Source organism: Antarctobacter albus (assembly GCF_900101505.1).
GTDB lineage: Bacteria > Pseudomonadota > Alphaproteobacteria > Rhodobacterales > Rhodobacteraceae > Antarctobacter > Antarctobacter albus.
In genome coordinates this window covers 150,336-168,409 of record NZ_FMZI01000005.1, presented here as the reverse complement: position 1 = coordinate 168,409, position 18,074 = coordinate 150,336, and the positions used below count along the sequence as shown (strand labels likewise).

The 18,074-nt window shown below is 60.3% G+C and carries 21 protein-coding genes, 1 tRNA gene, 1 other RNA gene and 1 pseudogene; 15 read left to right on the top strand and 9 right to left on the bottom strand.

The annotated features are described in order from the left end of the window. Positions 1–52: 52 nt before the first annotated feature. The 3 genes from BLQ71_RS10440 to BLQ71_RS26395 are packed head-to-tail and all read left to right on the top strand — an operon-like array spanning position 53 to position 1,310. The gene (locus BLQ71_RS10440; RefSeq protein ID WP_074621665.1) at positions 53–808 is read left to right on the top strand and encodes a lysozyme family protein; all 756 of its coding nucleotides are present in this window, start codon (positions 53–55) and stop codon (positions 806–808) included. Continuing rightward, positions 805–1,092, top strand: a complete 288-nt coding sequence (locus BLQ71_RS10435) for a ubiquitination-like system serine protease family protein (RefSeq protein WP_198548536.1) — start codon at positions 805–807, stop codon at positions 1,090–1,092. Before BLQ71_RS10440 ends, BLQ71_RS10435 begins: the two co-directional genes overlap by 4 nt. Next, positions 1,089–1,310 carry a hypothetical protein gene (locus BLQ71_RS26395; protein ID WP_157923298.1) on the top strand — a complete coding sequence of 74 codons (222 nt, stop codon included), beginning with the start codon at positions 1,089–1,091 and terminating at the stop codon, positions 1,308–1,310. The genes BLQ71_RS10435 and BLQ71_RS26395 overlap by 4 nt, the downstream gene beginning before the upstream one ends. A 267-nt stretch (positions 1,311–1,577) precedes the next feature. Here BLQ71_RS26395 and BLQ71_RS10425 read toward each other — a convergent pair whose 3' ends face one another. After that, complete coding sequence (locus tag BLQ71_RS10425) at positions 1,578–2,492, bottom strand: PDZ domain-containing protein (RefSeq protein WP_346223461.1); 915 nt, start codon at positions 2,490–2,492, stop codon at positions 1,578–1,580. A 270-nt stretch (positions 2,493–2,762) separates the two neighbouring features. Here BLQ71_RS10425 and BLQ71_RS26390 point away from each other — a divergent pair, with 270 nt between their 5' ends. Both BLQ71_RS26390 and BLQ71_RS10420 read left to right on the top strand, forming a co-directional pair. Next, positions 2,763–2,933 carry a hypothetical protein gene (locus BLQ71_RS26390; protein ID WP_157923297.1) on the top strand — a complete coding sequence of 57 codons (171 nt, stop codon included), beginning with the start codon at positions 2,763–2,765 and terminating at the stop codon, positions 2,931–2,933. Continuing rightward, on the top strand, positions 2,930–3,472 hold the full coding sequence (locus BLQ71_RS10420) for a hypothetical protein (protein WP_074621661.1): 543 nt from the start codon (positions 2,930–2,932) through the stop codon (positions 3,470–3,472). Before BLQ71_RS26390 ends, BLQ71_RS10420 begins: the two co-directional genes overlap by 4 nt. Before the next feature lie 356 nt (positions 3,473–3,828). On the opposite strand, the gene BLQ71_RS10415 is transcribed toward BLQ71_RS10420, so the two are convergent. The 3 genes from BLQ71_RS10415 to BLQ71_RS10405 all read right to left on the bottom strand — a co-directional run bounded on the left by BLQ71_RS10415 (position 3,829) and on the right by BLQ71_RS10405 (position 6,379). Next, positions 3,829–5,505, bottom strand: a complete 1,677-nt coding sequence (locus BLQ71_RS10415; protein ID WP_074621660.1) for an ATP-dependent nuclease — start codon at positions 5,503–5,505, stop codon at positions 3,829–3,831. A gap of 234 nt (positions 5,506–5,739) precedes the next feature. Beyond that, positions 5,740–6,138 carry a type II toxin-antitoxin system HicB family antitoxin gene (locus tag BLQ71_RS10410; protein WP_074621659.1) on the bottom strand — a complete coding sequence of 133 codons (399 nt, stop codon included), beginning with the start codon at positions 6,136–6,138 and terminating at the stop codon, positions 5,740–5,742. A 52-nt stretch (positions 6,139–6,190) separates the two neighbouring features. Beyond that, the gene (locus BLQ71_RS10405; protein ID WP_198548535.1) at positions 6,191–6,379 is read right to left on the bottom strand and encodes a type II toxin-antitoxin system HicA family toxin; all 189 of its coding nucleotides are present in this window, start codon (positions 6,377–6,379) and stop codon (positions 6,191–6,193) included. Positions 6,380–6,552: 173 nt separating this feature from the next. Here BLQ71_RS10405 and BLQ71_RS10400 point away from each other — a divergent pair, with 173 nt between their 5' ends. Both BLQ71_RS10400 and BLQ71_RS10395 read left to right on the top strand, forming a co-directional pair. Continuing rightward, a complete protein-coding gene (locus BLQ71_RS10400; protein WP_133066141.1) occupies positions 6,553–7,020 on the top strand; it encodes a thermonuclease family protein in 468 nt (155 codons plus the stop codon). Between the two features lie 3 nt (positions 7,021–7,023). Continuing rightward, positions 7,024–7,208, top strand: a pseudogene (locus BLQ71_RS10395) (integrase core domain-containing protein); the annotation flags it as partial. Between the two features lie 408 nt (positions 7,209–7,616). Here BLQ71_RS10395 and BLQ71_RS10390 read toward each other — a convergent pair. Together BLQ71_RS10390 and BLQ71_RS26385 are read right to left on the bottom strand one after the other, a co-directional pair. Further along, complete coding sequence (locus BLQ71_RS10390; RefSeq protein ID WP_074621658.1) at positions 7,617–10,121, bottom strand: DUF4062 domain-containing protein; 2,505 nt, start codon at positions 10,119–10,121, stop codon at positions 7,617–7,619. Between the two features lie 376 nt (positions 10,122–10,497). Further along, positions 10,498–10,581, bottom strand: a tRNA-Tyr gene (locus tag BLQ71_RS26385). A 132-nt stretch (positions 10,582–10,713) separates the two neighbouring features. Between BLQ71_RS26385 and rlmB the strand changes: the two genes are divergently transcribed. From rlmB to BLQ71_RS10355, 7 genes are all read left to right on the top strand, one after another. Beyond that, positions 10,714–11,490, top strand: coding sequence for a 23S rRNA (guanosine(2251)-2'-O)-methyltransferase RlmB (rlmB, locus tag BLQ71_RS10385; RefSeq protein ID WP_074621813.1), 777 nt, complete (start codon positions 10,714–10,716; stop codon positions 11,488–11,490). A gap of 9 nt (positions 11,491–11,499) precedes the next feature. Continuing rightward, positions 11,500–11,832 (top strand): hypothetical protein, encoded by a 333-nt coding sequence (locus BLQ71_RS10380; RefSeq protein WP_074621657.1) that lies wholly within the window; start codon positions 11,500–11,502, stop codon positions 11,830–11,832. Between the two features lie 131 nt (positions 11,833–11,963). Beyond that, positions 11,964–13,091 (top strand): 3,4-dihydroxy-2-butanone-4-phosphate synthase, encoded by a 1,128-nt coding sequence (ribB, locus tag BLQ71_RS10375; RefSeq protein ID WP_074621656.1) that lies wholly within the window; start codon positions 11,964–11,966, stop codon positions 13,089–13,091. After that, a complete protein-coding gene (locus tag BLQ71_RS10370) occupies positions 13,091–13,642 on the top strand; it encodes a 6,7-dimethyl-8-ribityllumazine synthase (RefSeq protein WP_043138180.1) in 552 nt (183 codons plus the stop codon). The genes ribB and BLQ71_RS10370 overlap by 1 nt, the downstream gene beginning before the upstream one ends. Next, the gene (nusB, locus tag BLQ71_RS10365) at positions 13,639–14,112 is read left to right on the top strand and encodes a transcription antitermination factor NusB (protein ID WP_043138178.1); all 474 of its coding nucleotides are present in this window, start codon (positions 13,639–13,641) and stop codon (positions 14,110–14,112) included. The genes BLQ71_RS10370 and nusB overlap by 4 nt, the downstream gene beginning before the upstream one ends. 168 nt (positions 14,113–14,280) lie before the next feature. After that, positions 14,281–14,616 (top strand): hypothetical protein, encoded by a 336-nt coding sequence (locus tag BLQ71_RS10360; RefSeq protein WP_074621655.1) that lies wholly within the window; start codon positions 14,281–14,283, stop codon positions 14,614–14,616. 78 nt (positions 14,617–14,694) lie between these two features. Next, positions 14,695–15,027: a hypothetical protein gene (locus BLQ71_RS10355; protein ID WP_074621654.1), complete on the top strand. Its 333-nt coding sequence runs from the start codon at positions 14,695–14,697 to the stop codon at positions 15,025–15,027. A 62-nt stretch (positions 15,028–15,089) separates the two neighbouring features. Here BLQ71_RS10355 and ssrS read toward each other — a convergent pair. From ssrS to BLQ71_RS10345, 3 genes are all read right to left on the bottom strand, one after another. Then, positions 15,090–15,246, bottom strand: a non-coding RNA gene (gene ssrS, locus BLQ71_RS27145) — 6S RNA. A gap of 67 nt (positions 15,247–15,313) precedes the next feature. Beyond that, positions 15,314–16,051 carry a COG3904 family protein gene (locus BLQ71_RS10350; RefSeq protein WP_074621653.1) on the bottom strand — a complete coding sequence of 246 codons (738 nt, stop codon included), beginning with the start codon at positions 16,049–16,051 and terminating at the stop codon, positions 15,314–15,316. A gap of 25 nt (positions 16,052–16,076) precedes the next feature. Then, positions 16,077–17,405: a coiled-coil domain-containing protein gene (locus BLQ71_RS10345; RefSeq protein ID WP_074621652.1), complete on the bottom strand. Its 1,329-nt coding sequence runs from the start codon at positions 17,403–17,405 to the stop codon at positions 16,077–16,079. Positions 17,406–17,519: 114 nt separating this feature from the next. Between BLQ71_RS10345 and BLQ71_RS10340 the strand changes: the two genes are divergently transcribed. Beyond that, positions 17,520–17,981: an MmcB family DNA repair protein gene (locus tag BLQ71_RS10340; RefSeq protein WP_074621651.1), complete on the top strand. Its 462-nt coding sequence runs from the start codon at positions 17,520–17,522 to the stop codon at positions 17,979–17,981. Positions 17,982–18,074: the final 93 nt, after the last annotated feature.

Genomic DNA, 18,074 nt, shown 5'->3' with positions numbered 1-18,074 from the left:
TGCCGCGCGCGCTGGTGCGCGACGACACATCCGACAATCGAAAGGACTCGGCATGACCGACAAGACCATCGCGGCGGTCGAACCGCTGCTGGCGGTTCTGCGCCTGCACGAAAGCGCCGACGATTACGGCGCCGTCTGGGGCGGGATCAAATCGCAGGATCACCCGCCGCGCCCGCTGGTCGAGATGACCGTGGGGCAGGTGCTGGACTGGCAGGACAGCATCGACCGCCGGTACAACAGCGAGGCGGCGGGGGCCTACCAGATCCTGGAGGACACGCTGCGCGGGCTCTACCGCGAGGCGGGCGTGCCCCTGACCGCCCGGTACGACCGGGCCACGCAGGACCGGCTGGCGCTGGGGCTGCTGCGGCGTCGCGGCCTGGACGATTTCCTGGCCGGCCGCATGGCGCCCGAGGCCTTCGCCCTGTCGCTGGCGAAAGAGTGGGCGAGCCTGCCGGTGCCGCATGATGTCCAGGTCAAGGGGCGCACCGTGCGGGCCGGGCAGAGCTACTACGCGGGTGACGGGCTCAACAAGGCGCACGCCAGCATCGACGAAGTCATGACCGCCCTGCGCCAGATCCGCGCCGCGCCGCAGCCGGACCCCAAGGACCCCGTCACCTCGCGCATCGACACCTCGCTGAAGGAGGCGACCAAGGTGCTGGGCGGGGCAGGGACGGGCTATGGCGGCGCCCGCGTGATCGACAGCGCGCCACCCTGGGCGCTGGATGCGGCATGGGGGCTGGGCCTGTTCCTGGCCGCTGCTCTCGGCCTGCTGGTCCTCGTGCGCGTCTTGAAGGCGGTGTGGAAGTGAGCCGGGTTACTCGGCGGGGCCAATCCGTTTCCTTCGACTGCCCCGGCTGCGGCTGGACGCATGTTCTGAACACCGACTCTGCGCAGCGCCCGGTCTGGTCGTTCAACGGTGACGTCGACCGGCCGACGATCAGCCCGTCGATCAATGCGTGGAGAGAGTGGGGCCCGGAGAGGAAGACCCAGCGATGCCACAGCTTTGTCGAGAATGGCCGCATCCGGTTCCTGCCGGACAGCACGCACCAGCTTGCGGGGCAGACCATCGACCTGCCGGAGATCGAGGCGTGACCCGCCTTGCCATCGCGCTGGCGCTGGCCGCCAGCCTTGCCGCCGGGATCTACGCGCTGGGGAGGCGCGACCATGCCCGGGACATCCAACAGGAGAATGACGATGCCACGAAAGCCGCGATCTGGGCGGAGCTGGGCCGCCGCGACTGTGTTGCTTCTGGGGGGCTGTGGGATTTCGCAGCCGGAGAGTGTGCCGGGCCTGTCAGCGACCCTCGGTGACGCGCTGCCCGGCGCGCAGGGCCTGACGATCGAGGACCAGGAGCGCATCGACGAAACCGTTGCGCGCGGCTGTGCGGCCGGTGTCTGGACCCGCGCCCGCTGTGCCGATCACACGCCGGCGAGCGCGAAGAGGCGGGCGGAGCTTGCGCAGTGAAGATCGCCCTATGCTTGCAAAGGCATTATCTACGCCAAGCCGGAGTCGATGCCCTCATCGCAGTTCCCGGGTAGTGAGATCCTGCACGCGCGGTCGAAAAGCTGCGGAAGCCGTCAGTCTTCGGGCTCAGGTCGCTCCGACAGGAGCAGTCCGACCTGTTGGACTTTCAGCGCTCCCTTCTTCAGTACGACCGCAAAAACAGTTTGACCGGGCGGAAACTTGCGGACGACCTCCTTGAGGTTCTCTGCATTTACGGGGATGCCGTTGATCGAGGTAATGATGTCGCCGGCTTCAAGCCCCACGTTCTGCGCGGCCATTCCATCTTTAATGCCCGATACGTAGACACCGACGGATGTAGAATCCTGGCCAGGCCCGAAACCGGCTTGTTTGCCAATCGAGTTGAGGACCATGTCAGGGTAAAGGTCTGCAATCACAGCTTCGCTGTTTGTGCTGTAAGTTATGCCGATAACCGATTGGAAAGGGCCTGAGGTTTCGTAGATCTTTGCTGGATCGGAGATGTTCGAAAAATTGCAGGGATCTTTCGATTCCATGATGTCTCCGAAAGCTCTGAACTCCCGCTCCATCTTCTCTTTGTCTTGGGTCAAGATCCAAGCCATAGTCCCGGGATAGCTTAGGGGCAGCTTCATCATAGCGCTCTGAAGACGATCCTCGTTCCCGCCGAGACTGAAAGCAATGAAAACGGCTTCTTCGGCCAGGTCCCGCAGGCTTCCGGAAAACCAGGTTGGTGCATGAGAAAGTGCGCAATCCACTTGCCGGGGATGGATACCAACGAGGAGTGGAAGGGCATAAAACGGCTCCTCCTTGATCGAGTATGCGCGGTATGCAGCGGACGGGCGTTCCCTGCTTTTGATCGGTACGTCTATGGTCTTGGTGGAGCCGTTTTTTGAAGTAAGTGTTACAGTTACCTTTTGGTTGCCATCGATGCCGGCCTTCTGAACCGCCGCAATGAGCGCTTCATTGGTGCAGACCTTGAGCGTATCGACTTTCTTGACGACATCGCCGCTCACGATGCCCGCGTTTCGGGCCCTGTCGGATGTTACCTCATTAACCTGAACACTGCATTTCTTGGATGTATCTGAAACTCTTACCCCTATGTAATAGTTTGCGAATACCGCGTTGGGGAACAGAAGGACAACGGCGAGAAACAAGTGCTTCATATTCAACCTTAAAAAATGGTATTTTGGTCAGCCGGATCTGCCTCGTCTTGCGATCTTACCGGCTATTTGTCGATTGCAGGTCATGGTTGCCAGAAACTGGATTCGGGTCAACCGTCGACCATGCTGGACGGCGACCTGACCCGCCAGATGCACAACAGCTATTCGGGCAGGGGCGGGATCACGCCCGACTTGTCCGAGGTCGTCGCGGCGGCCCGCGGTGCCGCGCCCGCGCGCGCCTGGGTCGAGGCGCACCATGACGTCCGCGCCATCGTTCCGGAGTTGCTTAGATGAGAACCTGCCTTGTCCTGGGCGGCGGTGGCACGCTGCAGGACGACATTTCCGCCTATGGCGGCCCGGTCGACGGCGCGATCGCGGCGAACGATGCGGGCATGGTCTGGCCGGGAGAGCTGGACGCCTGGGTGTCGCTGCACGCGACGCACTGGATCGGCAAGGGCTGGGTGCGGGGGCGCGCCGATCGCGGCTATCCGCCCGCGCGGCGCCACCTGGGCCACGGTGCGGCGGGGCGCTGTCACGCGGGCAAGGATCTGCCCGAGGGAACGGAGTTCATCCCCTACAAGTTCCCGGGGCAGACCAGGTCCGGATCATCCGGCCTGTTCGCGGCCAAGGTCGCGCTGATCGACATGGGATTCGACCGGGTCGTCCTGTGCGGCGTGCCTATGGATGACCGCCCGCACTACTGGGACGAAGGGCGCCAGCCGTGGAAGGCCTGCGAGACCTTCCGGCCCGCCTGGCAGGCCCTGGCCCCGGAGTATCGCGCGCGGATGAGGTCGATGTCCGGCTGGACGCGGGAACTGTTGGGTGGGATGTGAGTGGAGCGGGAGGCGGTGCGAACCATCCACGGTCTAATTCCGCTTCCGTCCAGCCGTCCTTTCAGGCTGATCCGGCCTCGCCGCAGGGCGCTGATACTCGATCACGGGGCAAGCTGTCAAAGTTAGTTGATGCCTTGCCCAGCGTCTGAGTTTTGGGGGGCTGTGCGGTTCACACGCAGGCGAAAGCCGCGGGGCAGGAGGAGTTGCCCGGTTCGTAATCGTCCGGGAGGGGCGGAGAGCGGACCTTCGCTAAGGATCGCAAGAACGGCAGAGATCGCTAACTGCGCTGCCGTGGTCGCGCAGAACAGCGCAGTTAGCTGTAGCTTTGCAACAGGTCGACCTTTTCTATTTAAGCGTCACATAAGCCGGGCATGCTGATCCGAAAGTGATTTTTCGCAAGCATCCAATACAGGCTTCCATCGCCCCATCCACTCGTCTGTTTCCCGCTCAGAAACCATGTGCTCGAAGGCTTTCAGGTAGCTATCTTTATTTGCATCTTTGACTTTAAAAGGGAGGATTGCTCCTCCGGAATCTTCTGCATAATCCGCAAACCAGCCTGGGTGATCATTATATATCTCTTTGATCCACGAGTCCGGCAGTAAGCCCTCAACAGCGAACCGATCTCGAAGAATCACAAAGTCACGATTGTGTTCGAATCCGATATTCTTATTGCCGAGGTATCCTTGGAGAGCTTTTCTCGCCCTATCGCCAGCATCGTCTCCATCGAAAAGCGTGATCGTTGCTCGCTCCCCTTTGATGAACTCAAAGGTCGCCTTTAAGAAACCTTCAAGTCCTGATGTCCCTCCAAAATCTTGGACGCTCAAGTCTTCTGACATAAGTGTTGGATATTCGTCGCACAGGCTTGGATTCTTCGAAATCCCTTTCAGGACAGTTTTGAGGTAGAGGCGGTCGGTTTGACCTTCAACAAAAACATTAAAGGATGAAAGATTGTAGTAGTCGGAGAAGCGCACTCCAAGAGAAGATCGGATTTTTTTTGTGGCCTCATGGTATGTTTTGAATTTCTCAGTCTCAGTCCAGCCTGCATTCAATTGAACGCCGATTACTTTGCTCGGATCTTGGGGTACGAAGCCTAAAGAGTGAGTTGTTGTAATTACCTGAGCATCTTCCGCCAACTTCGACAGGAGGCGCAGGCATTGCCCAACCATCTCTGGATGCAGGAACGATTCCGGCTCCTCCAGAAGCCAAACAGAAAGCTTACCCGCTTGGCGTTCCTGCTTAGCAATCCAGCAAAAACCACTCATTAGTGTCGCTGACTGGATGCCCATCCCCTTCTCAAATACGCTTGTTTCATTTATATCTCTGAGGTTGAAATTCACATCCCTAAAAAAGCTCTCCGGATTCTTAGGTAGTGAAAAGGACGAGGAAATAGCGCTCAAGCCTCCGTCTGCAAGTATGTCGTTTATCTCGCCGGCAATGCTTGTGAGTTTTTGATCAAGTTCTCCCAGGTGAGGAAGAATAACGTCGTAAAGCTCTCTGAACAGAAATGGTTCAACAAGCCCCTTGTATAATTCTACTACACTTTTCTCGGAGGGGATGTAATGGATCGAAACTCGATCTAATACAAGGTCGAAAAGTCGTCTAACAAGCCTTGAGTATGCGACCCCTTCACTACCTTTGGGGCTCTTGCTATTCGGGTATACGCGATATACAGGGTTTGAATTGGGTGAGAAGGTGAGGTAAAGGGTAATCTCTTCAACAGGACCTGGCATGATCAAGAGAGCCGCCCTGATGGCATCTACAGTTTCAATAATATCAGAGTCTTCTAGCGGGTTTATTTCTCCGACGGTCAATTGAATGCTGGTTCTGAGTGATTTTTCACCCTTGCAAATATCCGCCTCAAAGTCATAGGAGAATTTATTCTCATACCCAGTGAAAAAATACTTAATTGCCTTGAGCGTATTTGTCTTTCCGGAATTGTTTGGCCCAACAAAGGTGATGGACCTATCCATATTGAAGGCCAATTCCTCCTTGATGGTGCGATACCCTTTCACGCTCACGCTATTGATCTTCAAGAAGTTTACTCCGTTACTTTCAAATGGGAAGATGCGTCAGAAGCACATTCCTTGGTAGCCGTCGACTGCGGCACGCGCTAGTCTTTTGCTTATAGCAGGCCTGACCTGCGTCCAGATGGACTATCCCCAAAGTGCTGGGACCGGTCATGTCCCCCACCAAGTCCGAATGTCCGCAGGGGGCCGCTCTCGGTCACCTCGGCTCGGTCCCTGCGTTCTAGCACGGATTGATGAGTTTCACGCTGCCCCCACCAGCTCTCGCCGCGCTGCTGATGCCAGGAACGACGACCTGGTCATCTTGCGGGCCTTGGCGGTTTCGTCGATCGCGCGCAGCAGCCCGCGTTCCAGCGTGATGTTGACCCGCGCGGCGGCCGTGTCTGCAGGGATGTAGGGGACCGGCATCAGGACGGCCCCGGCCTCCAGTTCCTCGGCGACGTCCGGTCGCTGGCGGATCTCTTCCAGCGACGATTCCTCGACGTCCGGCTGATCCTCGAACCAGAGGTCCAGCGCCTCGGCGGCGGCCTGGGGGATGCCGTCCCAAGTGTCCGCAGCCGCGAAGGCGCCGGGCAGATCCGGGAAGGTCAGGCCATAGGCGCTGTCTTCGTCGTGGTGAACGAGGGCAATATAGTAGCGCATGTGTCGGTTCCTGTGGGTGCTGTGGTGGTCGGAAGGGCGATGGCTGGCCGGGCTAAAGAAGCCCGGCCTGTTTGTATATCGCTCTGACGGTTCCGATTGGCAGGTCTTTCTTCGGGTGGGGTACGATCACTGTCGTGTCGCCTTTCCGAAGTTTGTGATGGTCTCCCTTGATCGAGACGAGTTCAAAACCTTGGCCTTTCAGAACTTTCAGGAGCTTTCTTGAGTTTCGTTCCAGCTCCATCGCCCCTCCTTTCATGTGTATATAGATACACCATTTCGCAGAAGCCGTAAATAATTTTGTGTAAATATATACACCAAAATGTCGGGTTGCGCGTTGATCGACTTGCGGGATCGAGGTAGAGGCAACGTCTGCGTGTTGTTTTTGGAGGTGAGATGTTTCGGATCGGTCAGAGAATGCGACGTGGCCTTCGACGGGGTATCCTTCCGGCCCTCCTCGTCGTCGTTGCCGGTGGCTGGGCCTTGGATCGTGCCGGCGATCTGCCCGCAGATCCCAACCTGGTCACGGGCCGCGTCACCCACATCCGCGACGGCGACACGATCGAGGTCTCCGGCATCCCTATCCGCCTCAACGGGTTGAACTGCGAGGAAAGCGGCTCTGACTTCGGGAAGCTCGCGACCGCTGCCATGCGCGACCTGGTCGAGGGGCGGCACCTAACCTGCAGGCTGAACGGTGACCGGACATACGATCGAGAGGTCGGCCGCTGCGTGCTGGACGATGGCCGCGACATCGGCGCAGTGCTGATCGGGCAGGGGGTCTGTGCGCGCTGTGCGCGGTTCGATCCGCAGGGTGGGTATGTAGAGGTGCAGGTGGCGGCTGGGCCGTTCCGTGGTGAGGTGCCGGGGTACTGCACGTCGCGTTGATAAGCGCGGCGAAAGCTGGCGCTCTGGCGCTACGATTACAACACGGTCAGACCCCACTCATCTTTGGCCAACCAGCCCCCACAGCAGGCGCGCGAGCGCTTGAGCAATTTGAGGGCTCCGCGCCCGGCGCGTTTGCGCCCGAGGGCGAAGCCCAATACCCGAATCCAACCTGCAGACTCTCTTCATGAATGAGGGACCAGCAGGGGGCAGGTCATAATCCGTCGTCTCAAACTATCCGAAACATAGTCCTTCAGACTTTTCGAAACCAATTGAACGATGCTCTGACCTCCCATAGGTGCCACAGATTGGTCGAACGAAACTCAGCTACGCAAAATACGGCTGAAGAGCGGACGTTCGACGGGACATCTTTGGAAGACGGGACAGGGGCGATTGGGTTAGCGTTGCCTCACGCAGGAGGGCGGATAGCAGCCTTGCGCTGCGCTCTGACCGAATGGGTGTTTCGCGCGCGACCTGGTTTCCCAAATCGCGGTGTGCGATCTATTTTCATTCACCCAGACAGTCCCATGCCACTTCGATGCGACGTTTCTTGGAGAAAGCCGAGTTACTCAGAGAGCGGAATGCGAAGAAAGTGAGGCTCAACCATTCCCCAGAAGACGCAGATTTTTCCGAGCGAGAGACTTTGCAACCTTGCCGGGAAGGCTGGCGCCGATATCCAGGCAATGGACAGTGTTATAAAAACGATGGCCATCGCGGGAAACATGTCTATCCATCAATTTTGAAATCCTGCGCTTCGGTAAATGAATGCAGCATTGCAGCGCCAATATTATTCGGCAGGTATCTCCCTCGCGGTTTAGCTCAGACAGAAGTATTTCGTCGCTCATCTCGGTAAGGTGTGTAGAGGTTAGAGCCAGCAGAATCTCCTTTCTGATGGAATGTTCGATGTTCTCCGATAAGAGGTCGGCTATCTGTTTTCTGGAAATTCCGAGAAGTGCAGATGCTCTTTCCTTCTCAAATCCAGATTTGTAGACGGACAGGATTCCAGCGTTTGTTAATGGGTAGCCCGACAATGAGGTTATTCTCCCAAAATCACTCCAATCTCCGAACGATCCTAGAAATCTCAAGACTTCATCGGACGCATCTACGTTGCAATTGTCGATTACATCGCGAACGAGTGGCAGATCATCTCTTTTTCTTAATCCACAAAGCCCTTTCAGGGCATCGGTAACGACAATTCGTTTTGTGATCGGTAAAAGTTTCTCCAGGCGGCGATACATGTCTGTTTCTTTTCCGCCTATCTGCGCAGCAAACTCTTCTTCTCGATTTTTGAAGAATGTTTCAAATCCATCTGCAAGATTGCATCGGAGTTCGCCTGCAATTTTCCCGGCAAATTTTTGGTAAAGAATTGAAATTTCTCCCCCCAAGAATGGCCCGGCTTTATCTACCAGTGACTTAAGTTGGCTGAAACTTAATTCAGACCATCTGTTTAAACAAAATTCGTCATAGTAGGAGCGGTCCGTTTGATCGGAAAGTGAGAAGAGAGGTGATGTAACACCAAACCTGCTACGGGCTTTTGTTTTGGTCAAAGTTGTCTTAGTCAAATCTTCGTCTAGGGGATTCCCAAGTGAATGCAACGCCTCGACCGCTTGCAGTCTCGCCGCAAAGTTACTGTCGCCAAGCATACTTTCAGCCTCTTCTTTTGAAGTTGCTTTTCTAGAATTGAGCAATGCAAGTGCCTTCGCTCTCACCTTGCCGTCGTTTGCGGCCAGACACTTTCGAAGCAATTCAGAGGTCAATGACGAAGGCTGTGAGAAAAGAGTATCCAATAGTTCTGCACCGACATCGGAAATTTCAAAATCTAAGACCCTATCAAGAGCTTTGGCTTCACCCTCCTTCAATTGAACGAAAACAATTGCCTTCTGAATGCCTTCTTTCTCATTGCCTTCAAAATCAGCGAGTGAAGCTTCAAGAAAGGGTAGATCGTCTAGCGTTCCGTTGGTGCTTAAAAAACTTATAGCGGCATCAAAGACGCTGCTCGGATTTTCATGCGACAACCAATTTTTTATTGTGTCTTCGCGAGTGAGAACGTCGCTAATTTCTGGTGTCGTCCGCCCAAGTAATTGAGACAAACGGATCGCGTTCGGCTTCACTTGTTCGCTTCCGATGACTGACATAATATCTAAGTAGTCATACTTGGGGAGCCTTTTCTTTAGGAGTTCAACCCAGTACCAAAGTGGAACATTTTGGTCGCGGTAGCCGGCAACTCCGCACTTTATCAGTTCTATGACTTCTTGGTCGGACCATGAATGCTGTTCTCTCGAGTTGAAAAGGAGGTTCGCGTCGTGGTTCCCTAAGTATTCTTCGTCATTTCCGGGCGACTTCATGGAGCAGCCAATCAAACGAAATCTTGCAATATCTGTATTTGTGGGTTTGTTATTTTCTTCTGCGCTGCTCAAAAGCTGCGACACAAATGCGCTTGCACTTGTTGCGATCACGCCGCCAGTGGCTTTCGAAGTCTCTGTTCTTGAATTTTTACTATTGCCATCACTGAGTTGTTTCGTGCTTTCTTCCTCAGAGCTAGCCGCGGGTTCTGGCTGTGGCTTTATTAATTTTGATTCCTCCCAGCCAATCTCAGTCAGTATCCCTCTTGCTGCATTCTCAAAATCTGAGGTGCTTGTGTACTCTTTGTAGAGTGCTGTTTTTTCGGTGAAGCATTTATTTTTGAAATTGATAACTTTTTCCAGGGATTTGCCGGGGTCGCGCAAGCGTTCTGGGGGAATCTCCTTAAAGTATACGACCATATTCTTCATTTTGCCATTGGCGACGTGACCGCGAGCACGTTCAAATTCTTCTTCGAACCCTGAGGAAAACTTGGTATCCTCTGATGATGGTGGTGAGCCCCAGTGGTCATAAATTAAACCAATAAAGTACTCGCATCTGTCTAGATCGCGATTAATAATGGATTGAGGTCGCCCATGCCCGGGGAGGGTTTCTTCCCAGCCTACCAACTCTAGTTGGCAGCCCCAGTGTTTGGCATTTGCGCGGTTGATATCTTGTACAATGCGGTACGCCGCTTGTCGTTCTTCATCGAGGCCTCCAGGTGAAGCGATAAAGACGGAGATATTGTCAATTTGTTGCGGCATGAAACTACCTCGGTGTTCAAGTCTGAAAGACAACTTAACCGATAATCGGGTTGCCGGTAGTTTCGTTACGCTGTGATGGTGGCAGTGGGCAAGTGCGAATGTCGCTGGCGTCAACTCCGCCCTGCATGAGAGCAACGGCCTGCTGCATGTTCAGATCTTGCGTCGCAGGCAGTGTCGCCGTTGCCGCCACGTCGGCGCCTCTGACAGGCACAGATTTTACGATCCTGGGGCCGACGCAATGTGGGGGGACGCGGACAGATTGAGAAAGCCCGACATCTGCGGGACACTTGCCCTGTAAGCCATTGATTTTCATTGACGCAAAACGGGAAATGTGCGGGACACATCTGCATTGAAATCATTGTTTAATTTGGGAGTTTGGTGGGCGACCTTGGAATCGAACCAAGCGTGCGTCTCCGCGAGGGAGTTACAGTCCCCTGCCACACCTTGCGGCCTGTCGCCCACCGAGCGCCGGTCGCTGCCGGCGTGGGGGGCTGATTACAACCGCCCAAAATCCGCGTCAACAGGAAATTCCCTTGGCAAAGGCCCTTCTTGGATGCAAAGCCTGTCACCTCAGGACATGGGGGCATCGGCGATGGCGAAGAAACCGAAATGGGTGATCGAGAAGGAGCAGGCGAAACGCGCTTCGGCGGCGGAAACCGTCTGGCTTTTCGGGCTGCACGCGGTGCGCGACGCGCTGATGAACCCCCGGCGCGACAAGCTGCGGCTGATCCTGACGCCCAATGCCGCCGAGAAACTGACCGATGCGGTCGAAGCCTCTGGCATGACGCCCGAAATCCACGATCCGCGCAAGTTCGGCGCGCCGCTGGATCCCGGGTCCGTGCACCAGGGCGCGGCGCTTGAGGTCAAGCCGCTGGACTGGGGGCGACTGGAGGACGTGGCGCTTTCGGGCGAGGGAGCTTTGCGGCTGGTCCTCCTGGACCGCGTCACCGATCCGCACAACGTGGGGGCGATTCTGCGCTCGGCCGAGGTCTTCGGGGCGCAGGCGGTGATCGGCACCCGTCACCATGCGGCGCCGGAAACCGGCGCCCTGGCCAAGACCGCAAGCGGGGCGCTGGAACGCCAGCCCTACCTGCGCGAGCGCAACCTGGCGGATACGATCGTCGCGTTGCAGAAGATGGGATACCTGGTGCTGGGCCTGGACGGCGAGGCGGAACAGACCATCGAAGAGGCGCTGGAGGGCCGGCGGGATGTGCCTGTCGGGCTGGTGCTGGGGGCAGAGGGGCCGGGGCTGCGGCCCAAGACCAAGGAGACGGTCGATGCGCTGGTGCGGATCGATTTCGCGCGCGACTTCGGCTCTCTGAACGTCTCGAACGCGGCGGCGGTTGCGCTTTACGCGGCGCGTGCCTAACTGCGCTGAATGCCGACCACCAAGATTGCCACCTGTTGTTACTGCGGCACCCGTGCCGCGCTGCGCCTGGAAGGAGAGCGGCGTCACGAACTGGCCTGTTCCGGCTGCGGGGCGCCGCTGCACAACCTGAAATCCCTGCGCGTCGATGCCGTCGACCCCGAGGCGCACCGCCCGCCCCGCAAGGGCAAGCGCAAGCGCGCGCCCGAGGTCCATGCCACGCGCCGGGAAACCTGGGAACCGCCGCTGAAGAAGCCGAAGAAAAAGAAGAAAAAGCGGCGCAAGAGCCCGGCCTACAAGCTGTTGAGCGAGGCCTTCGACCTGATCGAGGACATCTTCGACTGAGGGCGCGCGACCGGGACCCCCCGGAATGCCCGAGTGTATTTTGAAACCGGCGTTCCGTTCAAGTCCGCTTGCCTCTGGCATTTGGCCCGGGTCTCAAGTATCCCGCCTGAGACTGGCAGGAGGGAGGCCCTATGCCCGATTTCGAAAATCCCGGACCGGTGGAACAGGACTGGTCCAACGCAATCTCCTCGATCGAGGAAATCATCGACGATGCCCGCAACGGGCGCATGTTCGTCCTGGTCGACCATGAAGACCGTGAGAACGAAGGCGACCTGGTGATTCCCGCGCAATGGGCGACGCCCGATGCGGTCAACTTCATGGCGCTTTATGGCCGCGGGCTGATCTGCCTGTCCATGACCTCGGACCGGATCGAGGAACTGGGCCTGTCGCTGATGTCGACGAACAATTCGTCCCGGCATGAAACCGCCTTCACCACTTCGATCGAGGCGCGCGAAGGGGTCACGACGGGCATTTCCGCCGCGGACCGCGCACGGACCATCGCGGTGGCCGTCGATGCTTCGAAGGGCGCGGCGGACATCGCCACGCCGGGCCATGTCTTTCCGCTGCGCGCCCGCAAGGGCGGGGTGCTGGTCCGCGCGGGCCACACCGAGGCGGCGGTCGACATCTCCCGTCTTGCCGGCCTGAACCCGGCGGGTGTGATCTGCGAGATCATGAACGAGGACGGCACGATGGCGCGCCTGCCCGAGCTGGTCGCCTTTGCGCAGCGCCACGGGCTGAAGATCGGCACCATCAGCGACCTGATTGCCTACCGCCGCCGTAACGACAACCTGGTCAAGGTCCGTTCGGAGGCGCCGATCACCTCGGAGTTCGGCGGCGAGTGGACGATGCGGGTCTATACCGACGAGACCCACGGCGACGAGCATATCGTTCTAGTGAAAGGCGATATCTCGACCCCTGATCCGGTGCTGGTGCGGATGCATGCGATGGACCCGCTGCTGGACGTGGTCGGTACAGGGCCCAAGGGCCGCGCGCATGAATTCCAGCACGCGATGGAAGAAGTCGCGCGCGAAGGGCGCGGCGTCGTCGTGTTATTGCGCGATACCTCGCAGCACCTGGACGCCAGCGACGAGGTCTCTCCCAAGACGCTGCGGCAATACGGGCTGGGGGCGCAGATCCTGTCCTCGTTGGGCTTGTCCAAGCTGACCCTGCTGACCAATTCGCCCACTCCCAAGGTGGTCGGCCTCGATGCCTATGGTCTTGAAATCACGGGCACCCGCAAGATCTCGGAGCTGGGCTGATGGCATCGAACGAGACCCACCACACGCTGGACCGGCCGTCGTTCGACAAGCCGGTCAAGGTGTTGATCGTCGTGGCGCCCTACTACAAGGACATCGCCGATCAGCTGGTCGCCGGGGCCGAGGCCGAGATCGAGGCCGCGGGTGGCTGGCATGAGACCATCGAGGTGCCAGGCGCGCTGGAAGTGCCCAGTGCCATCGGCATTGCCGGGCGGTTGTCGAATTTCGATGCCTATGTCGCGCTGGGCTGCGTGATCCGGGGGGAGACCACCCATTACGAGACCGTGTGCAACGACAGCTCGCGCGCGCTGACCCTGTTGGGCCTGCAGGGGCTGTGCATCGGCAACGGTATCCTGACGGTGGAAAACTACGAACAGGCCCGCGTGCGGGCCGAGGCAAAAGGTCAGAACAAGGGCGGCGGCGCGGCGGCTGCGGCCTTGCATCTCCTGGCGCTGGAACGTAAGTGGGGCGGCTCTCGCAAGGGAGTGGGATTCGTCCCCTTCGGCGATGAAATCCAGATCGCAGGCACCAGCAAGGACCCCGGCATCGCATGACCAAGCTTTCGGGCAACCAGAAACGCAAGATGCGCAGCGCCTCGCGGCTCTACGCGGTTCAGGCCCTGTTCCAGATGGAACAGTCGGATGCCGGGCTGGACAAGGTGCGGCGCGAGTTTCTGGAGTTCCGGTTCGGTGCCGAACAGATCGACGGCGAAGAGATGATCGACGGGGATGTCGATTTCTTTGCCCGGCTGTTGGAACAGGCGGTCAACTGGCAGGTGAAGATCGACCAGATGACCGACCGGGCGCTGGTGGCGAAATGGCCCATCGCGCGGATCGACCCGACATTGCGGGCGCTGTTCCGCGTTGCGGGGGCCGAGCTGCTGGAGTTCGACACGCCGCCGAAGGTGGCCATTGTCGAATACATGGACGTGGCGAGCGCTTTCTTTCCGGAGGGCAAGGAGGCGCGTTTCGTGAACGCGGTGCTGGACCACATGGCCCGCGAGGCGCGCCCCGAGGCCTTCTGAGCCCGGCCCGCCGGGCGGCCAGTCCGGGCGAGACCTTTGTACGTTTTGTACGTTTCGTACGCGGATTCCGGCAAAACGTACAACGAGGTCACGAAGGCTTAACCCTTGTACGGTTGCCTTCTGCACCCCAAGTTGTATTCTGAACCCGGAATGCGAAGGAGTCGCCCCATGCCCAAGCTCATCCGTCTCTACATCCTGCAGGTCCTGGCCGGTTTCGGCCTGTCGGCGGTCTTTGTCGGCGCGCTCTTGTGGTTCAACGTGGCCAACCTTTGGCACCTGATCTCTGGCAGCGACATGGGGGTCGTGGCGGTGCTGATGCTGTTCATGTTCAACGGCATCGTCTTTGCCGGGGTGCAGTTCGCCATCTCGATCATGCGCATGGGGGAAGGGGACGACACCTCGGGCGGCAAGCGTCAGCATGTGCGGTCGCAGGAACCGGCCCCTGTGCGGGTGGCGGCAGAGGCCCCGCGGAACCGGGCATTGCGCGGCCTGCTGCGCCGCTGAGGTGTTGACGGCACGTCGCGCCCGGCCTTGCCGCGGGCGACGCGCGCCATACCCTTTCACGTGGAAAGGGAGGCGCAGATGCCACGGATCATCCGGCTTTACATCACGCAGAGCCTTGTCGGTGTCGGACTTGCCACGGTTTTCGTGGCGGGCCTGCTGGTGCTGGACGTGGGCAACCTGTGGCACCTGGCGACCCGTACAGCCATCGGGCCCTTTGCGGTGTTGCTGCTTTGGGTGCATTGCGCGGCGGTCTTTGCGGCGGCGCAAATCGCGATTTCGGTCATGCGTCTGGGCGAGCGGGAGACCCCTGCGCCGCCACCGCCAAGCGGGCCGCGACGTCCGCTGTCTGTCGAGGTCACAGGCCGGCGGTCCGGCATCGGGGGTAAGCCGCCTTTCGGACGCCCCGGCTGAGCCATGCGGCTCAGCGGCCCGCCCTCCAGCCTGCTTGCCGGTTCGGTCATGATGGGGAAGCGGCGGGAACCGCGCCAACCGTGTGGGTAACGCATTCCCGAGGACCTGTATATACAGGTGGGCGCCAGGTAACGAGACCACGATCCCGCCAGAGCCAGCTCCCTCGGATTTGCTTAAGGCCACCGGAATGTACCCGTCTCACGAGAAGGGCAGAACCCGCCACGCGCAGACCTAAGTTGCGCGGGGCGCCGAGACAAGGGCCTGCGAAGAAATTGTGTCGCCGGCCTCAGGGTGTTTCGGTGACAAGCGCGTAGCGTGCCAGTTCCTCGGGCAGCAGGATGTAGATTTCATCGGGCGGCGTGGCGAGCGCATGGCGCATGACGCGGGTGTCGACGCCCATGTCGTCGAGATAGCCCATGACCTCTGCCTGGCCGCGCTGGATGTCCTCGACGGCGGTGAAGGCGGGCAGCAGGGTGTTTTCGCCAAAGTAGTGCTGGTGCACCCCGATGGAGGCGGAGGCGGCGGCGCTGCGGGTCTGCCCGCCGGCAAAGAGGTAGGGGCAGGCGGAATAGCAGAATTCGCCCGGCAGGACCTGCGTGGCGATGCCCGAGGCGCGCAGGTGGCGGCCAAGGTCGAGCGCGTCACGCACCGAGCCGCCTTCGGACTGCAGCAGAAGGGTTTCGATCGGCGGGTCGGCGCGGTCGATCTGGGGGATCAGGCGTTCGGCGTCGCCCTCGGCGATGGCCCCTTCGAGCCGCCATATTCCCTGGTCGAAGGTCAGGGTCAGCCGGTTGGGCAGTTCGCCGGGATCGCGTTCGGGCGCCACGGCAGGGCGGTCGCGGCGCGGGTCGAAGACGCGGCGCTGGTCGCCGGGGCGGACGGGCTCTGACAGGCGCGGGGCGTCTGGCTTGAAGCCGGGCAGCGAGATCGGCCCCTGACGCATGTCACCGAGGACCAGCAGGACGCCGATGCCGACCTGGAAGACCAGGACAGCCGACAGGGTGCGGGCGACGGAGCGGTTCATGGCCGGTGTCCCTGCATGGCCCGGGTCATGCGGACTTTCCCTTGAGCGGCGTGACCTCCTCGCCCTCGGGGCGCGGGGTGGCGGCGGGCTGGGCGGTGTGTGCAGGCGGTGCCGTGGGCGGGCCGGCGACGGCCTCGACCTCGCGCAGGGCGGTGACGGCGGCGCGCAGTTCGGCCAGCGTCAGAGTATCTTCGACGCCGGCGCCCTCGCGGCCCTGGCGGATGGCGGCATGGGTGATGGCAAGGATGAAGACCAGCACCATCGGAAGCAGGTCGATGGCGATGGCCCCGGCCCAGGAGGGTACGAAGTTGCGCGCGTAGAGGATCACCGCGTCGGCGGCGGACAGCGGCGTGTAGGTGACGTCGGTCGGCGGTTGCAGAGACTGGACGTTCTGCGCCGCGCGCTCCAGCGTTGCCGCCCGTTGCGCCAGCACCTCCAGCACCGAGGTGATGGTGGCGGACTGGTCGGCCCGGCCCTGCGCCGTGGTGCTGTCCAGTTCTGGCAGCACCACGGAGGCGGCAAGGTCCTGTGCCGCGCGTTCAACCAGCGGGGCTACCGACAGCTGGCGCAGCTGGGTGATGAGGCCCTGCAGGCGCACGGCGGCCTCGGAAAACTCGACGCTGCGGGCCTCGACGCTGCCGGGTTCGACGGTCAGGGCGCGCATCCGGCTGAGGATGGTGTTGCCCTCGGTAAAGGCGGTGTCGACCAGCGGCGTCTGTTCGGCGATCTGCGCCTCGAGCGCGGTCAGTTCGGCGGCCTTCTGGCGCAGGACCCGGAAAACGGCGCCGCGCCCGGCAAGGCCCGAAAGCGCGCCCTCGGCCTCGAGGTCGGAAAGATCCTCGAACGATTGGCGGACGCGGGCGACGTCGCGTTCCAGTGCCTGGCCGGTGAGGGCGATCTCATGCGCGCGTTCCAGCGCGGCCTGATAGTCCTGAACGGTTTCGGCGAGATGCTGTTCGACAGCGGCCGAACCGGCCAGGGCGGCGGCGTTCAGCCAGGAGGACATGGCGACGATGGCGAGACTGCCCAGCCCCATCGCCGCCATCAGCCCGGTGCGGGCGCGGGTGGTGCGGACAGCGGGAAAGAGCCGCAGCATGTAGGACCAGAACACGAAGATGCCCACCGAAACGGCGGTGGAATAGGCGATGGCGGCAAAGACCGACATGGCGCCGTTTTCATCGAGCAGCGAGGACACGCCGAGGTAGGTATAGATCCCCGAGGCGACCGAGAGCACGCCAAGCGCCGTGCCGGAGAAGCTGTCGAGCCACGTCAGGTGGCCTTCGAGTTCGCGCGCGGCGCGCACGCCACGGGCTTCGGCGCGGGTCAGGCGGGTGTCGGTCTGGTCCTGGGACATACGGGGCCTTGGGTCATCTCTGAGGTTCCGGGCGAGCCTAGTCCTTTCCCCGGCAGAGGGAAGGCGGCCCGGGGTGGGGTTGCATTTGTTCACGAAATGTTCAAGAATTTGGGCATGGACTTGCCTGTCACCTCCGACCTGATGCCCGGCCAGCTCCTGGCGCGGGGCGTGTGCCGCCACCTGGCGGGGCATGGCTTTGCCGTGATCGAGGAATTCGTGCCCGACCGGGGGCTGCGCGTCGACGTAATGGCGCTTGGCCCCAAGGGAGAACTTTGGGTGGTCGAGTGCAAGTCGAGCCGCGCGGATTACATGAGCGACGGCAAGTGGCAGGGGTATCTGGACTGGTGCGACCGCTATTTCTGGGCGGTGGACCAGGATTTCCCGACCGAGCTGCTGCCCGAGGGGACGGGGTTGATCATCGCCGACGGCTATGACGCCGAGATCCTGCGCATGGCCCCCGAGGACAAGCTGGCGGCGGCGCGGCGTAACAAGCTGATCCGCAAGTTCGCCGTCCACGCGGCGCGGCGGCTGCACGGGCTGCGCGATCCGGGCGCGGGGCTGGAACACCTGGGCTGACGGGGCTTGCAGGAAATCACGCGGGCGGGGCCGGACGGGGGTTGCCGGGCGGGACCGATCCGTCCCACCATGTCCGAAAAGGCCCCTTTGCCA

Coding starts and splice junctions, on each gene's coding strand:
- BLQ71_RS10440 (WP_074621665.1), top strand. CDS start 53: ATGACCGACAAGACCATCGCGGCGGTCGAACCGCTGCTGGCGGTTCTG.
- BLQ71_RS26390 (WP_157923297.1), top strand. CDS start 2,763: ATGCTGGACGGCGACCTGACCCGCCAGATGCACAACAGCTATTCGGGC.
- BLQ71_RS10420 (WP_074621661.1), top strand. CDS start 2,930: ATGAGAACCTGCCTTGTCCTGGGCGGCGGTGGCACGCTGCAGGACGAC.
- BLQ71_RS10410 (WP_074621659.1), bottom strand. CDS start 6,138: ATGCGCTACTATATTGCCCTCGTTCACCACGACGAAGACAGCGCCTAT.
- BLQ71_RS10405 (WP_198548535.1), bottom strand. CDS start 6,379: ATGGAGCTGGAACGAAACTCAAGAAAGCTCCTGAAAGTTCTGAAAGGC.
- BLQ71_RS10400 (WP_133066141.1), top strand. CDS start 6,553: ATGCGACGTGGCCTTCGACGGGGTATCCTTCCGGCCCTCCTCGTCGTC.
- BLQ71_RS10390 (WP_074621658.1), bottom strand. CDS start 10,121: ATGCCGCAACAAATTGACAATATCTCCGTCTTTATCGCTTCACCTGGA.
- rlmB (WP_074621813.1), top strand. CDS start 10,714: ATGGCGAAGAAACCGAAATGGGTGATCGAGAAGGAGCAGGCGAAACGC.
- BLQ71_RS10380 (WP_074621657.1), top strand. CDS start 11,500: ATGCCGACCACCAAGATTGCCACCTGTTGTTACTGCGGCACCCGTGCC.
- ribB (WP_074621656.1), top strand. CDS start 11,964: ATGCCCGATTTCGAAAATCCCGGACCGGTGGAACAGGACTGGTCCAAC.
- BLQ71_RS10370 (WP_043138180.1), top strand. CDS start 13,091: ATGGCATCGAACGAGACCCACCACACGCTGGACCGGCCGTCGTTCGAC.
- nusB (WP_043138178.1), top strand. CDS start 13,639: ATGACCAAGCTTTCGGGCAACCAGAAACGCAAGATGCGCAGCGCCTCG.
- BLQ71_RS10360 (WP_074621655.1), top strand. CDS start 14,281: ATGCCCAAGCTCATCCGTCTCTACATCCTGCAGGTCCTGGCCGGTTTC.
- BLQ71_RS10355 (WP_074621654.1), top strand. CDS start 14,695: ATGCCACGGATCATCCGGCTTTACATCACGCAGAGCCTTGTCGGTGTC.
- BLQ71_RS10350 (WP_074621653.1), bottom strand. CDS start 16,051: ATGAACCGCTCCGTCGCCCGCACCCTGTCGGCTGTCCTGGTCTTCCAG.
- BLQ71_RS10345 (WP_074621652.1), bottom strand. CDS start 17,405: ATGTCCCAGGACCAGACCGACACCCGCCTGACCCGCGCCGAAGCCCGT.
- BLQ71_RS10340 (WP_074621651.1), top strand. CDS start 17,520: ATGGACTTGCCTGTCACCTCCGACCTGATGCCCGGCCAGCTCCTGGCG.